18 protein-coding genes and 1 tRNA gene are annotated in these 19,898 nt (G+C 55.5%); 11 read left to right on the top strand and 8 right to left on the bottom strand.

Annotated features, from left to right (window positions below; translation table 11 throughout):
- Positions 1 to 196: 196 nt before the first annotated feature.
- On the top strand, positions 197 to 604 hold the full coding sequence (locus tag K1558_RS26865; protein WP_238655044.1) for a hypothetical protein: 408 nt from the start codon (positions 197 to 199) through the stop codon (positions 602 to 604).
- 331 nt (positions 605 to 935) lie between these two features.
- Complete coding sequence (locus K1558_RS26860; protein WP_238655043.1) at positions 936 to 2,039, top strand: ATP-binding protein; 1,104 nt, start codon at positions 936 to 938, stop codon at positions 2,037 to 2,039.
- 105 nt (positions 2,040 to 2,144) lie between these two features.
- Here K1558_RS26860 and K1558_RS32900 read toward each other — a convergent pair whose 3' ends face one another.
- From K1558_RS32900 to K1558_RS26845, 4 genes are all read right to left on the bottom strand, one after another.
- Entirely contained in the window at positions 2,145 to 2,276 is a 132-nt protein-coding gene (locus K1558_RS32900) for a hypothetical protein (RefSeq protein WP_256704057.1), read from the bottom strand.
- 106 nt (positions 2,277 to 2,382) lie between these two features.
- Complete coding sequence (locus tag K1558_RS26855) at positions 2,383 to 2,565, bottom strand: FeoB-associated Cys-rich membrane protein (protein WP_238655042.1); 183 nt, start codon at positions 2,563 to 2,565, stop codon at positions 2,383 to 2,385.
- A gap of 50 nt (positions 2,566 to 2,615) precedes the next feature.
- Positions 2,616 to 4,628 (bottom strand): ferrous iron transport protein B, encoded by a 2,013-nt coding sequence (gene feoB, locus K1558_RS26850; RefSeq protein WP_238655041.1) that lies wholly within the window; start codon positions 4,626 to 4,628, stop codon positions 2,616 to 2,618.
- Positions 4,625 to 4,867, bottom strand: a complete 243-nt coding sequence (locus tag K1558_RS26845) for a FeoA family protein (protein ID WP_238655040.1) — start codon at positions 4,865 to 4,867, stop codon at positions 4,625 to 4,627. Before K1558_RS26845 ends, feoB begins: the two co-directional genes overlap by 4 nt.
- A 215-nt stretch (positions 4,868 to 5,082) precedes the next feature.
- Between K1558_RS26845 and K1558_RS26840 the strand changes: the two genes are divergently transcribed.
- The 3 genes from K1558_RS26840 (at position 5,083) to K1558_RS26830 (ending at position 8,507) form a co-directional block, all read left to right on the top strand.
- Positions 5,083 to 6,045: an aldolase catalytic domain-containing protein gene (locus tag K1558_RS26840; protein WP_238655039.1), complete on the top strand. Its 963-nt coding sequence runs from the start codon at positions 5,083 to 5,085 to the stop codon at positions 6,043 to 6,045.
- A 187-nt stretch (positions 6,046 to 6,232) separates the two neighbouring features.
- On the top strand, positions 6,233 to 8,356 hold the full coding sequence (locus tag K1558_RS26835; RefSeq protein WP_238655038.1) for a putative bifunctional diguanylate cyclase/phosphodiesterase: 2,124 nt from the start codon (positions 6,233 to 6,235) through the stop codon (positions 8,354 to 8,356).
- Positions 8,357 to 8,433: 77 nt separating this feature from the next.
- A tRNA-Gly gene (locus tag K1558_RS26830) sits at positions 8,434 to 8,507 on the top strand.
- A gap of 122 nt (positions 8,508 to 8,629) precedes the next feature.
- Here the strand turns inward: K1558_RS26830 and K1558_RS26825 are convergent.
- On the bottom strand, positions 8,630 to 9,985 hold the full coding sequence (locus K1558_RS26825; RefSeq protein WP_238655037.1) for a dipeptidase: 1,356 nt from the start codon (positions 9,983 to 9,985) through the stop codon (positions 8,630 to 8,632).
- A gap of 305 nt (positions 9,986 to 10,290) precedes the next feature.
- On the opposite strand from K1558_RS26825, the gene K1558_RS26820 reads away from it, so the two are divergent.
- The 3 genes from K1558_RS26820 (at position 10,291) to K1558_RS26810 (ending at position 12,211) form a co-directional block, all read left to right on the top strand.
- A complete protein-coding gene (locus K1558_RS26820; RefSeq protein ID WP_238655131.1) occupies positions 10,291 to 11,214 on the top strand; it encodes a TRM11 family SAM-dependent methyltransferase in 924 nt (307 codons plus the stop codon).
- A 23-nt stretch (positions 11,215 to 11,237) separates the two neighbouring features.
- Positions 11,238 to 11,855, top strand: a complete 618-nt coding sequence (locus K1558_RS26815; protein WP_238655036.1) for an NUDIX hydrolase — start codon at positions 11,238 to 11,240, stop codon at positions 11,853 to 11,855.
- A 200-nt stretch (positions 11,856 to 12,055) separates the two neighbouring features.
- Complete coding sequence (locus K1558_RS26810) at positions 12,056 to 12,211, top strand: hypothetical protein (RefSeq protein WP_238655035.1); 156 nt, start codon at positions 12,056 to 12,058, stop codon at positions 12,209 to 12,211.
- A gap of 119 nt (positions 12,212 to 12,330) precedes the next feature.
- On the opposite strand, the gene K1558_RS26805 is transcribed toward K1558_RS26810, so the two are convergent.
- Together K1558_RS26805 and abc-f are read right to left on the bottom strand one after the other, a co-directional pair.
- A complete protein-coding gene (locus K1558_RS26805; RefSeq protein WP_238655034.1) occupies positions 12,331 to 12,804 on the bottom strand; it encodes an ASCH domain-containing protein in 474 nt (157 codons plus the stop codon).
- Between the two features lie 65 nt (positions 12,805 to 12,869).
- Positions 12,870 to 14,837 (bottom strand): ribosomal protection-like ABC-F family protein, encoded by a 1,968-nt coding sequence (gene abc-f / locus K1558_RS26800; RefSeq protein ID WP_238655033.1) that lies wholly within the window; start codon positions 14,835 to 14,837, stop codon positions 12,870 to 12,872.
- 420 nt (positions 14,838 to 15,257) lie between these two features.
- On the opposite strand from abc-f, the gene K1558_RS26795 reads away from it, so the two are divergent.
- The 3 genes from K1558_RS26795 (at position 15,258) to K1558_RS26785 (ending at position 18,695) form a co-directional block, all read left to right on the top strand.
- Entirely contained in the window at positions 15,258 to 15,635 is a 378-nt protein-coding gene (locus K1558_RS26795; protein WP_238655032.1) for a PH domain-containing protein, read from the top strand.
- Positions 15,636 to 15,792: 157 nt separating this feature from the next.
- On the top strand, positions 15,793 to 17,370 hold the full coding sequence (gene ggt / locus K1558_RS26790; protein ID WP_238655031.1) for a gamma-glutamyltransferase: 1,578 nt from the start codon (positions 15,793 to 15,795) through the stop codon (positions 17,368 to 17,370).
- A gap of 65 nt (positions 17,371 to 17,435) precedes the next feature.
- Positions 17,436 to 18,695, top strand: a complete 1,260-nt coding sequence (locus tag K1558_RS26785; protein ID WP_238655030.1) for an amidase family protein — start codon at positions 17,436 to 17,438, stop codon at positions 18,693 to 18,695.
- 19 nt (positions 18,696 to 18,714) lie between these two features.
- Here K1558_RS26785 and K1558_RS26780 read toward each other — a convergent pair whose 3' ends face one another.
- Positions 18,715 to 19,443 carry a hypothetical protein gene (locus K1558_RS26780; RefSeq protein ID WP_238655029.1) on the bottom strand — a complete coding sequence of 243 codons (729 nt, stop codon included), beginning with the start codon at positions 19,441 to 19,443 and terminating at the stop codon, positions 18,715 to 18,717.
- Positions 19,444 to 19,898 lie beyond the last annotated feature (455 nt).

Raw genomic sequence — 19,898 nt, 5'->3', positions numbered from 1 at the left:
CCTCCTTGCGGGAATGAATTTCCGGCTGGGAGGTTTTTTGCTCCAATGGCTCCAATGGAATGTATTGACCGGACAAGCCGTTTGAAATTGGGCTTAAGGGTTAATATATAGCTTAAAGGAGAGGAATCTCTTCCCCTGTTCTGCAATATAATAATAGGAAACCGGCGATGATAATACTCAAGGAGGGTGAACAAAAATGAGCTTTTGCTGTGGAGCGAGTATGGTTGGAACGAAGGGAACCCTAAAGCATTATCGCACGCAAGTCCATAATGTTCCCCTGCTGTTTTGTCCGGTGTGCCACCGGGTAGAGGTGCATTACAAAGTCGAGAACGAATATGAAATCCTGGCGGAATATGCCCATGGCGACGGTGTCACGGATGTTGATTTCCAGGATTATGTGATGGAAGACGAGGAAGCGATCTTCGAGAACGTCATTAACATGGAGAGCGAGGATCCGCTTGCCATTGTGCGCAGCCAGATCGACATGTCGCTGGATCTGCTGGCCATCGCCAAACAGATTGGTGATGCCAAATGGGAGCGCGAGCTCAAGAAGCGTCTGGCCGTCATGAGCCAGCGTCGTCACCGGCTGCAGCAGAAGGCCTAAGCAGCTTCATAATCAGGTTTCTCATAGGTTCTAAATTAGTGAGCCCCCGCATTTTGCGGGGGCTCTTTTCAATGAATTTGCAGGAAACGGGGCATTCCTTTGCTATTAAATGTGTCTTAAGAATCATTTTAGGAATATTTTTGGGATTCGACAGATTCTCTGATTGCGTTGTCTTCTGCTCTTGGATATGATTGGAATATAGTTGAAACGGTTGGATAATATAATACGATTTCCGAATGTTCTGGCGGCTTCGTCATATACTCATATACATAGTAAATTGATGTCGCTTAAGCGTCTTTGTTATTTGCACTAAAAGGGGGAACTTCGTATCGTGATAAGCCAATATCAAGAAAGCTTGCTGTTAACAGCAAGAACGTTTCAAACTGGTGCAATGGATACTACGTATGAGGATGTGCTGGAGCATATCGACAGCGGAATTCTGCTTTTTGATGATGAGGGCGTTCTGACCTTCGTGAACAAACAGATGTACGGCATTCTGGAGCTTAGCCGCCATTCTCTCCTTGGCTGCACGCTGCCGCATTTATTATCCCATGTTCAGTTAAGCCGCTTCAAGAAGAAGCAGGTCCTGCGGAGCTATCGTGAAATGGTGCTCAAAGGTAAGCCAAGCTATGAATTCGTAGACGAATACGGACGGTACTGGAGGGCCTCTCTGTGCAGCGGAGAGCAAATGAAGGGGAGTTACCTGTTCACGCTCAAAGAGATCTCCGATTACAAGCTGATTGAGCAGACGGCCTATCAGAACGACAGTCTGGCGATGCTGGGCCGGTTATCGGCTTCCATAGCCCACGAAATCCGCAATCCGCTGACGGCCATCCGCGGCTTCATTCAATTGCTGCACCCTCATCTGCAGCTGCTCGGCAAAGAGGAGTACGCCAAGATTATACTGGCAGAGATTGACCGCGCCAATGACATTATTCATGAGTTCCTCAACTCCTCCAAGCCTTCTGTCCCCCAGGTTAGTATGATCCGGGTCTCCGCACTGCTTAAGGAGGTTGTGCTCCTTACAGAGAGTGAGGCTCTGATGAAGAACTGCCAAATTAATCTTCAGCCGTTACAGGAGGACCTGTTCATCTCAGGAGATATTAAGCAGATGAAGCAGGTTGTTCTGAATATGATAAGAAATGCAATGGAAGCGATCTCAGAGCGGGCCGATGACTGCACCGGCAGAGTAGAGGTGGGTGCACGTAAGGAAGGCACAGACGTACGCATCTTCATCTCTGACAATGGCAAGGGCATGGATATCTGCACGCTCGACAGGCTGTTTAACCCTTTCTTCACTACAAAAGAGAATGGGACGGGGTTGGGATTGTCCGTCAGTGACCGGATCATCAAGAATCATGGCGGCTGCATTTCGGTCAGCAGCCGGCTGAATGAAGGTACCCGGTTCGTCATCTCCCTTCCGCTCGTTCATTGAAGAGATCATATCCTGCAAATAAAGAACAGCCGCAAGTCTTCAGTTAACTGAGACTTGCGGCTGTTCGCTGTGTGGACCCTGTATGGTTATCCAGAGGGGAGTCCCCTATTTGCGGGCCTTCATCTGCGCTGTGAAGGACTGTACTCCGTTCATAATCTTATCCCGTGTATTCTTGTTCTTCAGCAAGTAGGCCGCTCCCAATGCTACCGTTGTAAACAATGTCTTCTTGGTGTTCATGGTTATTCCTCCTTGGTCTGGTAGTCACAAGCTTATAACTAACATACCCCGAGCCCGGGGTTTCTAAACGAAGGAATGCCAGGTCCTGAAGACATAGTGTCGGCTCTTAGCGCTTGGGGCTTGCTGTAGCCCCGCTGCAGGACAAAGGGGAATCCATCGATGCTGCAGGGCAGCTCTTGCCCTTGTCACAGCCCGCGCAGGCGCCCTGCTTGCCCTTCTGGACATGGCGGTAGATCATCCAGCCGGAGTATCCGAAGATTAGCGCTACAATCAGAATATTAACGATCATCGCTGTCACCGCTTCCTCTCAATATACTTGAACTCTACACACAGATACGGTTACGACCAGCCGAGCAGCCGTCCGCCCTGATAGATGACCAGCGACACGGCATAAGCCAATACCAGAGAATAGCCCATGGAGAAAAAGGTCCATTTCCAGGACGCCGTCTCCTTCTTGATTACACCCACTGTAGCCAGACAAGGAATGTAGAGCAGGATAAAGGCCATGAAGCTAATGGAGCTAAGCGGCGTGAAGACAGCGGCAATCTGGCTCTCCAGTCCGGCAGCATCCGGCGCATGATAGATGATGTTCATGGTGGAGACTACCACCTCCTTGGCCAGGAAGCCGGGAACCAGGGTAGAGCCGGCCTGCCAGGTGCCGAAGCCAAGCGGGTGCAGCAGCGGGGCAATCCACCCGCCGAAGCCTGCCAGGAAGGAGTGGTCCATTTCAACATTAAGCCCGCCAGGTCCGGCGTAGGACATCAGCCAGATAATAACCGAGCCGGCAAGAATGATTGTTCCTGCCTTACGCAGGAAGCCCTTGCCCTTCTCCCAGGTACTCCGGCCCAGAGTCTTCAACTGCGGCATCCGGTAAGGGGGCAGCTCGATAATGAAGATAGAGGATTCATTCTTGAACAGTTGCTTGGAGAACAGCTTGCACAGAATCAGTGCAAATACAACACCCATAACGTACATCGCCAGCACCGCAGTGGCCTGCTGGGCCGGGAAGAAGACCGCTGCGAACAGCAGGTATACCGGCAAGCGGGCGGAGCAGGACATCAGCGGCAGAAGCAGTGTGGTCAGCATACGGTCCTTGGGCTGTTCGATACTGCGGGCGGCCATAATCGCCGGCACGTTGCAGCCAAAGCCGATAATGAATGGAATGAAGGCCTTGCCGTTCAGTCCCATCCGTTCCATCGTGCTGTCCATCAGCAGACAGACCCGGGCCATGTAGCCGGAATCCTCCAGGAAGGAGATGATCAGGAACAGAATGAAGATCTGCGGGACAAAGACAATGACTCCGCCGACCCCGCCGATAATTCCGTCAACAACAAGTGCGTGGGTGAATTCCGAAGCCCCGAGCATCTGCAGCAGCGAATTCGTCCAGTCGCTCAGCGGCCCGCCGATGAAGCCATCGACCAGATCTGACAACGGGCTGCCGGCCCAGTCGAAGGTCGTTTTGAACATTACATACATGAAGAATAAGAACAGAGGCAAGCCCAGATACCGGTGGGTAAGAATAGAATCGAGCCGCTCGGTCAGGTTATGCGGCTTCTGCCGGGAGGAATCAATGGCAGCCGCGCATACAGAGCGGATGTAATCCATACGGACAGAACGAATCCACTGCGGAAGCGTGAGCGCCAGCTTCTCTTTTTGCAGCCTAGTCTGGCAAGCATCGCAAATCTCAGTTAAGCCGGTAATATCCATCCGCTTCTTGAGGAATTCAAGTACGACCGGATTCTGCTCCATCAGCTGCAGCGCTACCCAGCGGAGGTTAGGGAGTCCCCCAGTCTTCTGCAATTGCGTAACGATAGAGGCTATAGCCTCTTCAGCCAACTGGCCGTAATCAAGCCGGAAGCTGACAGGCGGGATATGGGACGGCTTCTCCAGGACGCTGAGCACCTGAGATGCGCCCTTCCCGGTTCTGGCCACCAGGGGCATTACAGGAATGCCAAGCTGAGACTGCAGAATGTCCGGATTCACCTGAATGCCGCGGGCCAGGGCCACATCGGTCATATTCAGTCCAAGAATAGCCGGTTTACCGTATTCCAGTAATTGCACCGTAAGCAGCAGATTCCGTTCAAGCTGGGAGGCGTCGACAATGTTGATCAGCGCTTCGGGGTTCTCTTCAATCAGATACTGGGCAGCGACGCCTTCATCACGGGAGAGAGGATGGAGAGAGTAGATTCCGGGCAGGTCGATCAGCTTGCCGGCTCCGTTCTTCAGGCTGCCGATCTTCTTCTCGACCGTGACACCCGCCCAGTTGCCGACATATTCGTAAGAGGAAGTAAGAGTGTTGAATAATGAGGTTTTGCCGGTATTCGGGTTGCCCACAAGTGCGATTGAGCTCATGAGACCTTCACCTCAATCAAGGATGCTTCTTTGCGGCGGATGGCGAACAGCTGCCCGTTGCATTCAAGGGTAACCGGTCCCAGAAAAGGTCCTTTGCCCTTCAGACGGATGACTACACCCTCAGAGACTCCCAGATCGGCCAGACGGCGCCGCAAGACAGGATTCATGCCTTCAATGCTATAAATGGAACCGGTGGAGCCTGGTTGTAGTTGCAGCAGGGAGCAGGATGCAGAAACCATTATTATCCCTCCAAAAGAGATTGATAATCAATCTCAATGATATCTTGTAATGTAGCATTTTTTTGTAAAATATACTGTGATTAATGTCATTGTTTGCGAATGTCGAAATCAGTATAGAAATCGCTGAAATTGTCTTTACAATATATTCTTCATTAAAGTATGATTGAACGATAATATAAGCATAGTAAAGAGGATTATCCCGAAGGGAGAACAGTATGGTGAAGACGAATCAGAGTAAAATTGTCGATTGTACCATCCGCGATGGGGGATTGGTGAATAACTGGGATTTCAGTGTTGAATTTGTGCAGAAATTATACGCCGGACTGAATGAGGCCGGTGTTGATTATATGGAGATCGGGTACAAAAATTCACCGAAGCTGCTCAAAGGGTCAGAGGGAGCAGGTCCCTGGCGGTTCCTGAATGATGACTTCCTGCGCAAGGTCATTCCGCAAAAGGGTCATACCAAGCTGTCGGCTCTGGTCGATATCGGGCGTGTAGACGAGAATGATATACTCCCGCGCAGCGAGAGTATGCTGGATCTGATCCGTGTGGCCTGCTACAGCAAGGATGTGGACAAGGCCCTTCAGCTTGTACAGACCTTCCATGATCTAGGATATGAGACGACCATCAATATTATGGCTCTTTCCAATGTCATGGAGAATGAATTGCTGGAAGCTTTTGAGATGATCCGTGAGAGCGTTGTGGATGTGGTGTATATTGTGGATTCCTACGGCAGCTTAGATCATAATGACATGCATTACCTGATTGAGAAGTTCAAGACGCATCTGCCGGAGAAACGTCTGGGCGTGCACACGCATAACAATCTGCAGCTGGCCTTCTCCAATACACTGGTTGCGGCCGAGAAGGGCGTGGAGCTGCTGGACGCCTCCTGTTACGGTATGGGTCGTGCGGCAGGGAATTGCCCTACAGAGCTGCTGGTTACCCATCTGAAGCATACGAATTACACCCTGCGTCCTGTGCTGGATATTGTCGAGAATCTGATGATTCCTCTGCGGGAGAAGGAAGAGTGGGGCTATATCATTCCCTACATGATTACCGGAACATTAGACGAGCATCCCCGCTCGGCCATGGCGCTGCGATCCTCAGAAGATAAAGACAAAGCGGTTGACTTCTATGATAAGCTGACAACACCTGAGGTTAATTTCGGGGATAAATAACCGTCTCGAAGGAGAAAAGCACCCGCCTCGATTTGTGGCTGGTGCTTTTTTATGCCGGGGGCAGTTCTGTACAAGATTGTAGACGGACGATGTAACTTTACGGAGCTGTCATGCCGATATTTATACATAGGACATTGTATACATCCAACAGTTTCTATAGATATCATTTTTTAGACGCGAGGGACTTATGAGACAAGAAGAGAGAAAAACCATTCATGCGGCTGTTCTAGGGGCTGTGCTGTTCCTTCTGATCCAGATTTTTCGTACTCCGCTGGGCCTGATTGAGGATAAGGATCTGCTGATTGCACTATACCTTATTTTGGGCTGCTGTACTGTGGCGTTTGGATTTGCGATTTTTGCCCAGGGCTGGTTGTTGTTCTCGAGCAGGTTATCCAGAGCAAGGCTGTATACATCTGCGCTGTTTCTCGGTGTAAGCATTTTCGACTTCCTGCATGTTCTCGGTTTCACAGGCATTCCGGGAATCGCCCCGTATATCAGCATGGAACAATCCCTATGGCTGCTGACATTCTCGCGTCTGGCCAGTGCCCTGGGCATCGTGTTGATCTTCTGTCATGCGGACCAGCCGGTAGAGGCTGCCAGCAAGAATAAGGTGTTCCGGAATGCATTCCTGATTCTGCTGCTGGCCGGGGCTGTGTTTGGCTTCGGCAATCTGTGGGTGTCCGGACTGGATGAGTATGTGTGGGCAGCTACGGCCAGAAATCTGATGAATATGGCAGTGCTGTTTGTATATCTGTTTGGTGTAGGCATCATTATCTATCCGGGCAAACGTGAGAAATCAGCCTCCCTGCTGATTATTATCCGTTCGCTCGTATTCTTCGCGCTGGGCCAGGTCTTCTTCATGAATCTGTTCAGTGTGGGTGAAATGGATTATCTGTTCGGGATGCTCAGCAGCGCAGCGGCTTATTATCTGCTCCTGACCGGGGTCTACCGGCTGACGCTGGAGGAGCCCTTTCAAGAGAATCAGGAGGCGGAGGCACGAATTAATTATCTGGCGTATCATGACGAGCTGACGGGTCTTCCGAACAGACGCCGCCTGATGCAGCGCATGGAAGAGATCGTACTCCAGAGTGAGAAGGACAAGAGCCGCGGCTTCTCGGGCCTGGTTATTATGAATATCAATCACTTCAAGAACATCAATGATTCTCTGGGGCATTATGCCGGAGATCTCCTGCTGCAGCTGGTCTCCCGGCGGATCGGGGATGAGGTGAAGGAGGGGGAAGAGCTCTTCAGCATGGGAGCGGACGAGTTCGCCTTCCTGATGACGGAGCGCACAGGTCTGGAGCATTGCCTGGTCCGGGCCGGCGAGCTGCTGCAGCTGTTCGATACGCCGGTGGGCCTGGAATCAGGGGAATACCATATCTCGCTGAGTCTGGGCGTCAGCATCTACCCTGGGGACGGGGACACCGCCGAGCAGCTGATCCAGAATGCCGATACGGCGGTACATAATGCGAAGGAGCAGGGGGTGGAGATCCGGCGTTATATTCCGGCAATGCAGATGAAGGCGAAGGAGCGTCTCAAGCTGGAGAATGATCTGCGCCGGGCCCTGGAGCGGGATGAATTCTATCTCGTCTATCAGCCCCAGGTTCTGCTGGAGACCGAGGAGATTGTCGGCATGGAGGCGCTGCTGCGCTGGAACCATCCCAAGCGCGGACTGGTCTCTCCGGTAGACTTCATTCCGATTGCCGAAGAGAGCGGACTGATTGTGCCCATAGGGGAGTGGGTGCTAAGGACAGCCTGCCTGCAGAATAAAATGTGGCAAAACGCGGGCTACCAGCCGATCTGCGTCTCCATTAACCTGTCGATGCGCCAATTTCTGCAGCCGAATCTGGCCGGCAAGATTGATGCCATCCTGAGGGAGATCGGCCTCGATCCCTGCTATGTGGACCTGGAGATTACCGAGAGTATGACCCTGGATAAGGAGACAGCCTTCGACCAGCTGATCCGCTTGAAGCGCCTTGGGGTATGCATCAGTATCGATGATTTCGGCACGGGCTACAGCTCCCTGCATTATCTGAAGAATATGCCGATTGACCGTCTGAAGATTGACCGCTCCTTCGTATCCGATGTGATGGAGGACAGCAACAATGCAGCGATTGTCTCGACCATTACGTCCATGGCCCACCACTTGAAGCTTAAGGTGACCGCCGAAGGGGTGGAGAATCAGGAGCAGCTGCAATTCCTGCGCCAGCAGCACTGCCATGAGGCCCAAGGCTACCTGTTCAGCAAGCCGGTGAAGGCGGCGGAGTTCGAGCAGTCGTTCCTGAAGCCGCTGCTTGAGATACCCTCCTAGCCTCCAAAAATCCGCTGCGCAAGGGTTGCATTTTATGCGTAGCGGTGGTAAAATGTTTCATGTACTCAATTTGAGTTGCGGGTGTAGTTCAATGGTAGAACTTTAGCCTTCCAAGCTAATAGCGTGGGTTCGATTCCCATCACCCGCTCCATAATATTTAACACAAATCCTTGTTCTGCAAGGGTTTTTTTGTTGCGTTACTGGACATTAACCTGAATAAAGCCTGGCTCCTGTATGGGGCCAGGCTTATTGTCCATCCGGGCGGGGCCGGGATTAGACAGTCTTCAGGAATTCGACAATGGTCAGCAGGCCCTTATCGAAGTTCTCCAGGTTGAAGTGCTCATCCGGTGCGTGCAGGTTCTCATCATCCAGACCGAAGCCCATCAGGACCACCGGCGCCTTCAGGATGCGGGAGAAGCTCTCCATAATCGGGATGGAGCCGCCGTCCTTGGTGAAGAGGGCACGGGTGCCGTACACCTTGCCGTAAGCGTCGGCAGCGGTCTGCAGGATCGGGTGGGAAGGATCGATATTGAAGGCGCGCGCCTTCTCCATCTGCTTCACCTGCACCTTGGCGCCGCTCTGGATGTTGGCCTTCAGATGGGCTTCAACAGCATCCAGGATATGCTGCGGGTCCTGGTCGCCGACGAGGCGGCAGGTGATTTTGGCGTGGGCTTCCTTAGGGATGACGGTCTTGCTGCCCTCTCCCTGGAATCCGCCGTAGACGCCGTTCAGCTCCAGCGTCGGCCGTGCACCTACTCGCTCTACGAAGCTGTAGCCTTCCTCTCCGTATAATTGCTCCAGGCCAAGGCCTGCTCTGACCTTGTCCTCATCGATGCCCTGCTTGGCGAACTCTTCACGCATCAGCGGGGAGAGCTCAGGCACGCCGGTGTAGAAGCCGTCCACCGATACGCGGCCCTTGTCATCGTGAAGGGTGCTGAGCAGCGAGACCATCGCGTGCAGCGCATTCGGAACGCCGCCGCCATAGGAGCCGGAATGCAGATCGGTTGAGGCGGTGTTCACGGTCACTTCCATGGAGCACAAGCCGCGCAGGCCGGTGCAGATGGCGGGACGGCCGCGCTCCAGCAGGGAGGTATCCGAGACCAGCACGGCGTCCGCCGCCAGCTTGTCCTGATGGGCTTCGAGGAACGCAGGCAGATTCACACTGCCGATCTCCTCTTCGCCTTCGATGCAGAGCTTAATGTTGACCGGCAGGGTGCCTTCCTGCTTGAGAACAGCTTCAATAGCCTTGATGTGCATGAAGACCTGGCCTTTATCATCAGTAGCTCCGCGCGCATACAGCTTGCCATCGCGGATCTGCGGTTCAAACGGAGGCGTGGTCCACAGGTTCAGCGGATCAACCGGCTGGACATCATAATGTCCGTAGACCAGAATGGTCGGCTTGCCGGGAGCATGAAGATAGTCCGCATAGATCACCGGATGACCGGCAGTAGGGTGAAGCTCGATATTCTCCAGTCCTGCACGCTTCAGGGTCTCGACCAGCCAGGCGGCTGCGGCATTAATATCTTCCTTATGGGTGGAGAGAGCGGAAATGCTGGGAATGGACAGCCATTGCTTCAGCTCGGCAAGCTGGGCTTCACGCTCAGCCTGAAAATAAGTTTCGTAAGACATAGTGGATATGTACCTCCTTAGAATTCGCTGCTTAATACCGCAGGGACCTGTTATGCGCTGCATAAGGATCAGGCTCCTGCGGCTCTTAGGTTCGGCAGTGTAATGCATCCATTATACTGGAGAACCCCCGATGGATCAAAAAGGAAAGTTCAGGCCAGCTTCCCTGCGGGTTATTGATAACTAATCGGCAACCGTGATAGACTTAGTGGACTTAAGCGATAGGAGCGAAAAGAACCGTGTCAGCAAATCAATCGGCAAGCCATGAATATGAAACGCAAACGTCCAGCAGCGCAAGCCGGACTTATATCTATACCTATGCCTATTCACCGGATGAGGCTTCTCTGTGCGCGATGGAGCTGCGCTGCCTGTTCGGCCAAGAGATTCCGGAAGGGATTTTCATGAGCGGGGTGCAGGTGGATGTCAGCCGCAGTCCTTTTATGAAAGAGCGGATCGATGTATTGTACGAAGGGGACTCTCTCGAAGACATCTACCGGCAGACAGAGCAGGTGGAGGTGGAAGGTCAGACCTTCAAGGTGATCTATGTGAAGATCAACGATCTGGCGCCTGAGCATAAAATTGAATACGATGAACGCCGGGCCATCGAACGGGAAATCGGCATGAGGATTGAGGGCGAGGCGGATGTCAACCGCCCTGAGCGGGTGTACGGAATTGTAACGCTGGGCGGGCGCTGGTACTTCGGCACGTATCATAAGAACCAGGCGACCTGGTTCCGGCAGATGAAAAAGCCCCGCAGCTACTCTATCGCTCTCAGTACACGGGTGGCACGGGCCGCTGTTAATATGGCGGCTCCCCGGACCCGCGGAATTAAAATGATCGACCCCTGCTGCGGGATCGGGACGGTCATGGTGGAAGCACTGTCGATGGGGATCGATATTGTCGGCCGGGATATCAATCCGCAGATTGCTGCCGGAGCGCGGACGAACATTGCTCATTTTGGCTTCAAGAGTGAAGTGACGCTCGGGGATATCGCTGATATTACGGAGCATTACGATGCGGCCGTTGTGGATATGCCGTATAATCTGTATTCACGGATTACCCCCGAGGAACAGTATGCTATTCTTGTAAATACGCGGCGGATTGCGGACCGGGTAGTGATTGTGGCCATTGAGGCTATGGACGAGATGATCGGCGCAGCCGGGTTCACCATCATTGACCGCTGTGTGGCGAAGAAAGGTACGTTCTCCCGTCATTTGATGCTGTGCGAATAAAATTGGACTGGAGGCGTGTGCTTATGGAACCGAAGTGGTTAAGCTGGGCCAAAGAGATTCAGGGGATTGCCCAGACCGGGCTGACCTATGCCAAGGATGTATACGACATCGAGCGGTATGAGGCGCTGCGGGAGCTGAGTGTGGATATCATGGCGCATTATACGTATGAGAGTAAAGAGCGCATCCGGCTCTCCTTCGCTGGAGAAGACGGGTATGCCACCCCGAAGGTGGATATCCGCGGAGTGATTTTCAGGGACAATAAAATTCTGCTTGTCCGCGAGAAGCTGGACGGCAAATGGGCCCTGCCCGGAGGCTGGGCGGACATCGGTTTGTCCCCAAGCGAAGTGGCGGTTAAAGAGATCGCCGAGGAATCCGGGTTCAAGGCGGAAGCGGTCCGCCTGCTGGCCGTGCTGGATAAGAAGTTTCATCATCATCCACCAGAGCCATACCATGTCTACAAAATGTTCATTCTCTGCAGAATTACCGGCGGTGAAGCGGCAGGGGGCGTGGAGACAAGTGAAACCGGCTTTTTTGCCGAAGATGAGCTGCCGGAATTGTCTGAAGAACGCAATACAGCCGGACAGCTGCATATGGCTTTCCAATATTTACATAATCCCGAAAAAGCGGTAATATTGGACTAAAGGATTGCATATAATAAATGACCAAATGTGTATAAGTTTATTTAATACATAATTTGGTTAATAATATTTATGTAAGCCTTTCCAATCGTATTCCGCTGAGCCTTTATATCTAAAAAAATACCCGGAAGTGTATCTTTTTAGGCCAGGCGGTCTACATTTTTTCCTCTGCTTTGACGATAGATATTCTAGGAGGGGATCGCATGGAACAAGAAGAGTTGAGACTTCCGCTTGCGCAGGAGAGTATGTCGCGTCCTGCAGAAGGCAATATTGCCACCGGTCTGGTGTGGGGCGTTCTGATCAGTATTCCCTTATGGATCTCGCTGATCGGCTGGATTACGGGGATCTGGAAATTCTAAGCACTGTCCGCAGAAGCTGTATAACTTAATACCGACCTGTACCTATACAATGAAGGCTGCTTCTCTCTGTCGGAGAAGCAGCCTTTTGATTTGTTGCTCTAGTGTTGTACCCGGGGGAATTACAGGTCCTGGTTCACATGCACCAGCCGGAAGTTCTCGCAGATGACCCGCATGTCCGGGTCGAAGTCCTTGCCTTCGTTCTTAAGCTCGCGGGTGAAGAACACTTCATGCTCGTGCCGCCACGATTCGAGGCTGCGGTCGTCCTCACCCTCCGAGTAAGCGAATTCCGCCGTCACTTCGCCAAAGGGAACTACCTCAACCTGCGTTGTCTCGATGATCGCACGCGGCTGGCCCCCGCTGTCCAGCAGAACGGACAGCCCGCCAATGAAAGGCAGCGGAAGCCCCTTTGCTTCAACCAGCTCATAATTCTGTGCGGTTCCGGTCTTAATCCCGCTGAGGACCAGCGCAAGCAATTCATCGGCCAGCCGGGGATTGTCCCCGAACGCCCAGGCGCTGTCGAACCGCTCCGCCGCTTCAGGATGTTGAACCAGATAAGCTTCCCAATATTTTGTGATTTGCGGGGTTAATGTCATTATGGTCACCTCTATGTTAGATTCAAAAAATCAAAATTAGATTCAAAAGATCAAAAGATCCGCTGTCAGCTTTCGGTTTCGCTTAGCCAGCCGCTGTACAGCTCATCCAGCCTCTGCTGCGCGTCCTCGCGCGCTGCATGTAGCTCCGCCAGCCGCTGCGCGTCACTGGCTGCCTGCGGGTCCATCATCTGCGCGTCGATCTCCGCGAGCTGTGACTCCGCAGCAGCAATATCCTGCTCCCAGGCAGCGGCCGGGCGCGGCTTGCGGCTTGGCGCGGCAGCAGTGATGCCGCCGTTTTGTAGCGCAGGCGCCTTACTGGCGGCCGGGCGGGACCGGGTGCTTCCGGCAGCGGATGCTGCTGAAGCCGGTGCTGCTGCCTGCTGCTGGACTTGCGCGGCACGCTCGGCCTGCTTCTCCTTGTAGTACTCGTAATTCCCGGAGAAGGCGGAGAAGCGGCCGTGATCAATGCTCCAGAGCTTGCCGAAGCAGCGGTTAATGAAGTACCGGTCATGAGAGACGGCCAGCACTGTGCCGGGGAATTCCTCCAGCGCTTCTTCCAGCGCCTCGCGGGAATCGATGTCCAGATGGTTGGTCGGCTCATCCAGGATAAGCAGATTCGGCCGCCGGTGCATCAGGACCGCGAAGCGCAGCCGGGTCCATTCCCCGCCCGAGAGGTTGGCGATGCTCTTGAAGACGTCGCTGCCGTAGAAGAGGAAGCGGGCCAGCTGGCCGCGGGCCTCGCCTTCTTCAAGCCCGGCCTCTTCGCGGAAATACTTCAGCACGGACTGTCTGCCCTCCTCCGGCACGGCCTCCTGGGCAAGGTAGCCGACCACGGCTCTGGAGGCCAGGGTGCAGCTGCCGCTATCCGGCGCTTCCTGGCCGAGGATAATCTTCAGCAGGGTGCTTTTGCCTGCGCCGTTGCCGCCGATGAGAGCGGTAGTCTCCCCGTATCTCAGAATATCGCTGGCCCCCGAGAAGAGCTGGCGCGATCCGTAAGCCTTGCTGATCCGGTCCAGGATGACGACCTGATTGCCGGTGCGGTCCTCCTGCTGGAGCTGCAGATCCATCGATTTGCGCTCCAGGATCGGCCGCTTCACCTTGACCATCCGGTCGAGCGCCTTCTGCATTGAAGCGGCGCGGCGGTGGAAGGAGGGATTCGGCGGATTGGAGCGGTTGCCCCATTCGATCAGACGCTTGATACTCTCCTGCATCTGCTTAATCTTCTTCTGCTGCTCCTGATAGTCGGCGAACTGCTGGAGCAGCCGGGCCTCCTTCTCAACCTGGTAGCCGCTGTAGTTCGTATGGAAGGTGGAGGCCTCACCGTCTTCAAGCTCGATCACCTTCTTGACCACGGCATCCAGGAAATAACGGTCATGGGAAATGACAAGGACGGTGCCGTCATACGTCTGGAGGAATTGCTCCAGCCATTCAATGGCCTCCATATCCAGATGGTTTGTCGGCTCGTCGAGCAGCAGGATATCAGGGCGGCGCAGCAGTAGCTCGGCCAGGCCCACCTTGGTCTTCTCCCCGCCGGAGAGTGAAGCGAACCGGCGATCATATTGATCGTTTCCAATCCCGAGTCCATTGGCGATCCGCTGGATGGAGGCTTCGATCTCATAGCCGCCTGCAGCCTCGAACTTCTCCTGCAGGGTGCCGTATTCCTTCAGCAGACGGTCCCAGGCCCGTTCGTCTTCGCCCGCGCCGGGAGCGGACATCTCCTGCTCCAGCTCACGCAGGCGGCACTGCCAGGCGAGCGGCTCCGCGAAGCTGCGCTGCAGGACGGCGTAGACGGTCTCGTTGTCGTCCGCCTCCTGAATCTGGGCGAGCAGCCCGATGACACTGCCCCGGCGGATCGAGAGCTGGCCTCTATCGGGGCGCTCCTCTCCGCTGAGCAGATGGAAAAGGGTTGTTTTGCCGGTGCCGTTGCGGCCGATGAGGCCGATTTTCTCGCCTTGGCGGATGTCGAAGGTGACGTCGCTGAGGACGAGCTGGGCACCGTGGTATTTTTGAATATTTTGGCATGAGATAATCATGGTTATTCTCCTTTGGGGGAAATGCGCTTGTAAGCATACAAAAAGGCCGCAGGGAAATATCCCTGCGGCCTGAGCAATCTTCGGGTTATAGAATCCGTTGAAGTGTAGGCGAGAAAGGCATTTCACAATGTTGTAGTGTTATTGAGTTCATGTAAATGGACAGACTTCTCCCGTTGTTGGCTGAGACATGAACAATGCCAGACATGATATTAATCAGCCGGCTGCTAACACTGTTGGTCACATTGCGATCCATTCTCCTACACCTCCTTTTCACATAAATATAAATCAGTGTACCTAAAATCAAGAAAAGAAGCAAGAGGGAATCCGCCTCCCCGGGCATAAACAGGCCGGTCTGCAAGTAGTATGGAGTGAGGCAGATGCGATATTGCCAGCCTGAGGGCTGGGGAAAAGAGGAGAGCGATGGCGATTTTTAACGGATTATTGGGGAATGCCAGCAAGGTTGCGCCGGGGGAGGTGCAGAAGGAATACGCCCAGATTCTGACTCCGCATGAAACAGTTGAACACGCCTATAAGCTGATCCGGGATATGCTGATCTTCACGGACAAGCGGCTGATTCTCGTAGACAAGCAGGGGGTGACCGGCAAAAAGACCGAATACCATTCCATTCCTTACAAAAGCATCACCCATTACGCGGTGGAGACGGCCGGGCATTTCGATCTGGATGCGGAGCTGTGCCTGTATATCTCGGGAGCGGGGCTGCCGCTGAAGAAGACCTTCAACAAGTCGGTCAATATCTACGAGGTGCAGGGCGTGCTGTCGCAGTACATTCTGAAGTAGGAGCCGGTGGAACGGCTTCGGTCCAAAGTTTGTGCATGGTTCACAAAAATAGCGGCGGGCGCTGTAAGGGGCTGCGGAATCCGTTGACAGAGCCTCCGGACGCGCGGTTAAATGGCACTAACTTGATCCGCGTGAAAGGGAAGGGAAGGTGGTCGTCATGACGAGAGGACCTGTGACCGGAACAAAAACGATGGTGGTCAGCCCCCACTATCTGGCATCCGCAGCGGGCGCACGCATCCTTGAACGGGGCGGCAACGCCTTCGATGCGGCGGTGGCCGTCAGCGCGGCGCTGGCGGTAGTCTACCCGCACATGACCGGGCTAGGCGGCGATGCGTTCTGGCTGACGTACTGCGCCGGGGAAGGGCGCGTGCGGGCCTACAACGGCAGCGGACGCTCCGGCTACGCCGTCCGCCGGGACTGCTACGCCGGGGAGGAGGCCATTCCCCGGCGGGGAGTGCGCAGCGCCATTACAGTACCTGGAATGGCGGATAGCTGGTCAGCCGTCCAGCGGGAGTATGGCCGGCTGACCCTGGCTGAGGCGCTGGAGCCGGCCATCGGCTACAGTGCCGGAGGCTTCCCGCTGTCCCCGGACCAGCACGGGGGCAGTGTCCTGGCCGGAGCCGCGCTGTCGGCGGAAGCGGCGGCGGTGTATCTGCCCGGCGGCCGGGTTCCGGCGGCCGGCGGGCGGTTCGTGCAGCGGCAGCTGGCCGCGACGCTGCGGGACTTGGCGGCCGGCGGCCGGGAGGCCTTCTATGAAGGCCGCATCGCCAAGGAGATCGCCACTTATATGCGCGCGGCCGGGGGTTATCTGACCCGGGAAGACTTCGCGGACCACCGGGGAAGCTGGGTGGAGCCGGTATGCACGGAATATCACGGGCATACGGTCTATCAGGCCCCGCCCAACTCGCAGGGCTTCTCTGCGCTGATGGCGCTTAATATCCTGGAGCACTATAATTTCGCAGATATCGAGCACGGCTCTTATGAATATTATCATCTGCTGGCAGAAGCGCTGAAGCTGAGCTTCCGGGACCGGGACCGGTATCTGACCGATCCGGCCTTCCATCCGGTTCCGCTGGACCGATTGCTGGATAAGGCATATGCGGCGGAACTGGCGGCATCCATTAACCCCCGCCGGGCGCTCGCCTCGCCCGCTGAGCCGGTGGGCCGGGACACAGCATATGCTGCTGTAGTGGATGGCGAGGGTAATGCGGTGTCGTTCATTCAGAGCCTGTATTTTGAATTCGGTTCAGGTGTGGAGGCCGGAGATACGGGTGTTCTGCTTCAGAACAGAGGGTCATTCTTCTCGCTCGATCCGGCCCATGTCAATACGCTGGAGCCGCACAAGCGGACGTTCCATACGCTGATGCCGGCGATGGCCTGCCGGGAGGGCAAGCCGGTGTATCTCTATGGCACGCAAGGCGGGGAAGGACAGCCGCAGACCCAGACGCTGCTGCTTACACGGATGCTGCATTACGGGATGGACCCGCAGGCTGCGGTGGACGAACCCCGCTTCGTCTGGGGCAGAACCTGGGGCGAGCCGACCCAGGAGCTGAGGGTGGAGAGCCGGGTGGCGCAGGCGGTGCGCGAGAAGCTGACGGAAGCGGGGCATCTGGTCCGCGAGGCAGGCAGCTACGACGGGATTATGGGCCACGCCCATGTCATTGCCATCGATAGCCATGGTTACCGCAGCGGAGGGACAGACCCGCGCTGTGACGGAGCGGCCATTGGATGGTGAGGCGTATGGGGCGGCTGGAGACGGGAAGAGAGGACCGGTATTCCGGGAGAAAGGGGCGGCTAATCATGGCACTTCATAATCAGCACGGCGCCTTCCGGTTGCCGGAGCTTGAGGTTACCGGCAGCGGGCAAGGTCCGCTGAAGGGCTTAAGCTTCGCGGTCAAGGATGTCTTCGCGGTGGCCGGTCACCGCTCTTCTGCCGGCAACCCGGACTGGCTGCGTACCCACGAGCCTGCGGCGGATCATGCGCCCGTTGTGCGCAGGCTGCTGGAGGCCGGGGCCGATCTGCGGGGGGCGGCTCATACAGATGAGCTGATGTACAGCCTCGGCGGGGAGAATTACCATTACGGCACCCCGGTCAATCCGCATGGGAAGGACCGGGTTCCCGGCGGCTCGTCCAGCGGATCGGCGGTAGCGGTAGCTGCGGGGAGTGTGGACTTCGCCCTTGGAACCGATACCGGCGGTTCGGTGCGGGTGCCTTCGTCTTATTGCGGCGTGTTCGGCTTCCGGCCGACGCACGGGGCGGTGCCGCTGGAAGGCGTAATTCCGCTGGCGCCGGGCTTCGATACGGTCGGCTGGATCGCAGGCAGCGCGGAGCTGCTGCTGAAGGTAGGCCGCGTGCTGCTGGCGGGGGCGGACAGTGGCAAGGATGGTAGTGTGCTGGAGGCGGGAGCGGACAGTGGTGGTGCTGGGCGAGTGCTGAAAGCGGGGACGAACAGTGGCGGTCCCGGGCTGGCACGAATGTTCGTGCCGCCGGAGTGCTGGGCGTTAGCCGAGCCGGACGGCGCAGCCTTCCTGAAGCGGGGGCTGGAGCAGCTTCAGGCCGGGGCTTCGCTGCAGGCTGCCGAAGCCGCCATTGCCCCTGAAGGGCTGAAGGCCTGGATGGATGCCTTCCGCGAGCTGCAGGGCGCCGAGATCTGGGCGGCCCATGGCGGATGGATCGGCCGGGAGCGGCCGGCCTTCGGGCCCGATATCGCCGCCCGCTTCGCCTGGGCGGCGGGGCTGGCCGGCGCGGACCTGCGCCGGGCCGGCGGGCTGCGCCGCAGGCTAGCGGAGCGGCTGCGGCGGCTGCTTGGGAATGACGGGTGCCTCGTCATTCCGACCGTGCCCGGTCCGGCTCCGCTGCGCGGGGCGCCGCCGGACCAGCTGGAGCGAGACCGCAGCGGAGCAATGCGGCTCTGCTGCATCGCCGGGCTGGCCGGGCTGCCGCAGGTGACACTGCCTGTGCCCGGCCCCGGCGGGCTGCCGCTGGGACTGTCCGTCATAGGCGGACACGGACAAGACCTGAGACTCCTGTCGTGGATACAGGAGGTATGGAAGCAGTGAAGCAGCATTCCGATGCCGCTTAATAGTTGCCCGTCTTCAAGCGGATGTCGATGGATCTCACCGGCGGATGGTCTAGGCTGCTCCACTGCTGCAGAGCCTGGTACTTAGAAGATTCCAGATCAGGCCGTTCCACCCGGAACTGCCGGTTGCTGATCCACCGGTAGCTTATTATCGGCCAGTTAGGGGTGTGCATGTAAGTGTCGGCTAAGGTGGCGGATGCAGCAGGAATCAGCTCCATCTCCGGCAGATCGACAGCAATCAGCGTATGGCGGAGAAGCGTACCTCCTTCACTATAAGCGAACCGGAGCAGCGCGATGTTCCCGTCAGGGGACAACTCGAAATCCTGATAGATCCCGCCTGCTAAGCCGATGCTAATGCTTGGACTGCCGTTCTCCGGCTCAGCCATTCTAACCAGATTCGTGTCACAATGCTTGTTCCCGCAATTATACTTCAGCAAGAGGAAGCGCTCCGGCCTGGGCAGAGGCAGGGTCTCGGCCCCAGTGCGAGCGATTTCAGCAGGGATATCCCGGCTGGACTCCAGGTACTGCTCATATAAGGGGAGGCTGCTAAGCTCCAGATGGACGGGATTGCCGTCCTGATCCTCCAGATCCAAGGCTGGCGGCAGGGCTCCGGCGCTGGCGGGAGAGGGCAGCGATGACGATTTAGGGATGAAGGCTGCTGCGATGGCTGCCAAAGCTGCTACAGCCAAGATTGCAATTATAAGCGAAGTGAAGCTCATGCGGTTCATAGATGGTTCTCCTTATTCAAGCTCTAGTTCTCTATACCAAGAGAATTAGGGTTATTTGGGTTGCGATAGTAAGGTCCTTGTTTAGGAAATATGAAAAACTGAAAATAATGGATGCCACGAAAGCACGCAGGCTAAATGCGAAAAACCGGCCACAATCGCTGCCACGAAAGTAAGTGGGGCAAATATATGTGTAAAACAACATACAATGTGTAGCTGCGAGGGTGAATGGGCCAAATGAATGTATGTGTAAAACAACATACAATGTGCAGTTGCAAGGGTGAGCGGGCCAAATGTATGCTAAAAACCGACCACAATCGCTGCTGCTGCGATAAGAAATAGCGCAGTGCTCCCCAGCCCAGCAACCTTTATAGAAAATTCCTGCAATAAAGAGACAATTTCATAATTCAAAACCCTTGTTATATCTGGTTTTTTTGAGCATAGAAAAAGGAGTACCT

The organism is Paenibacillus piscarius, assembly GCF_022234545.1.
Classification (GTDB): Bacteria; Bacillota; Bacilli; order Paenibacillales; family Paenibacillaceae; genus Paenibacillus_AQ; species Paenibacillus_AQ piscarius.
This window is presented reverse-complemented; position numbering and strand designations above follow the sequence as displayed.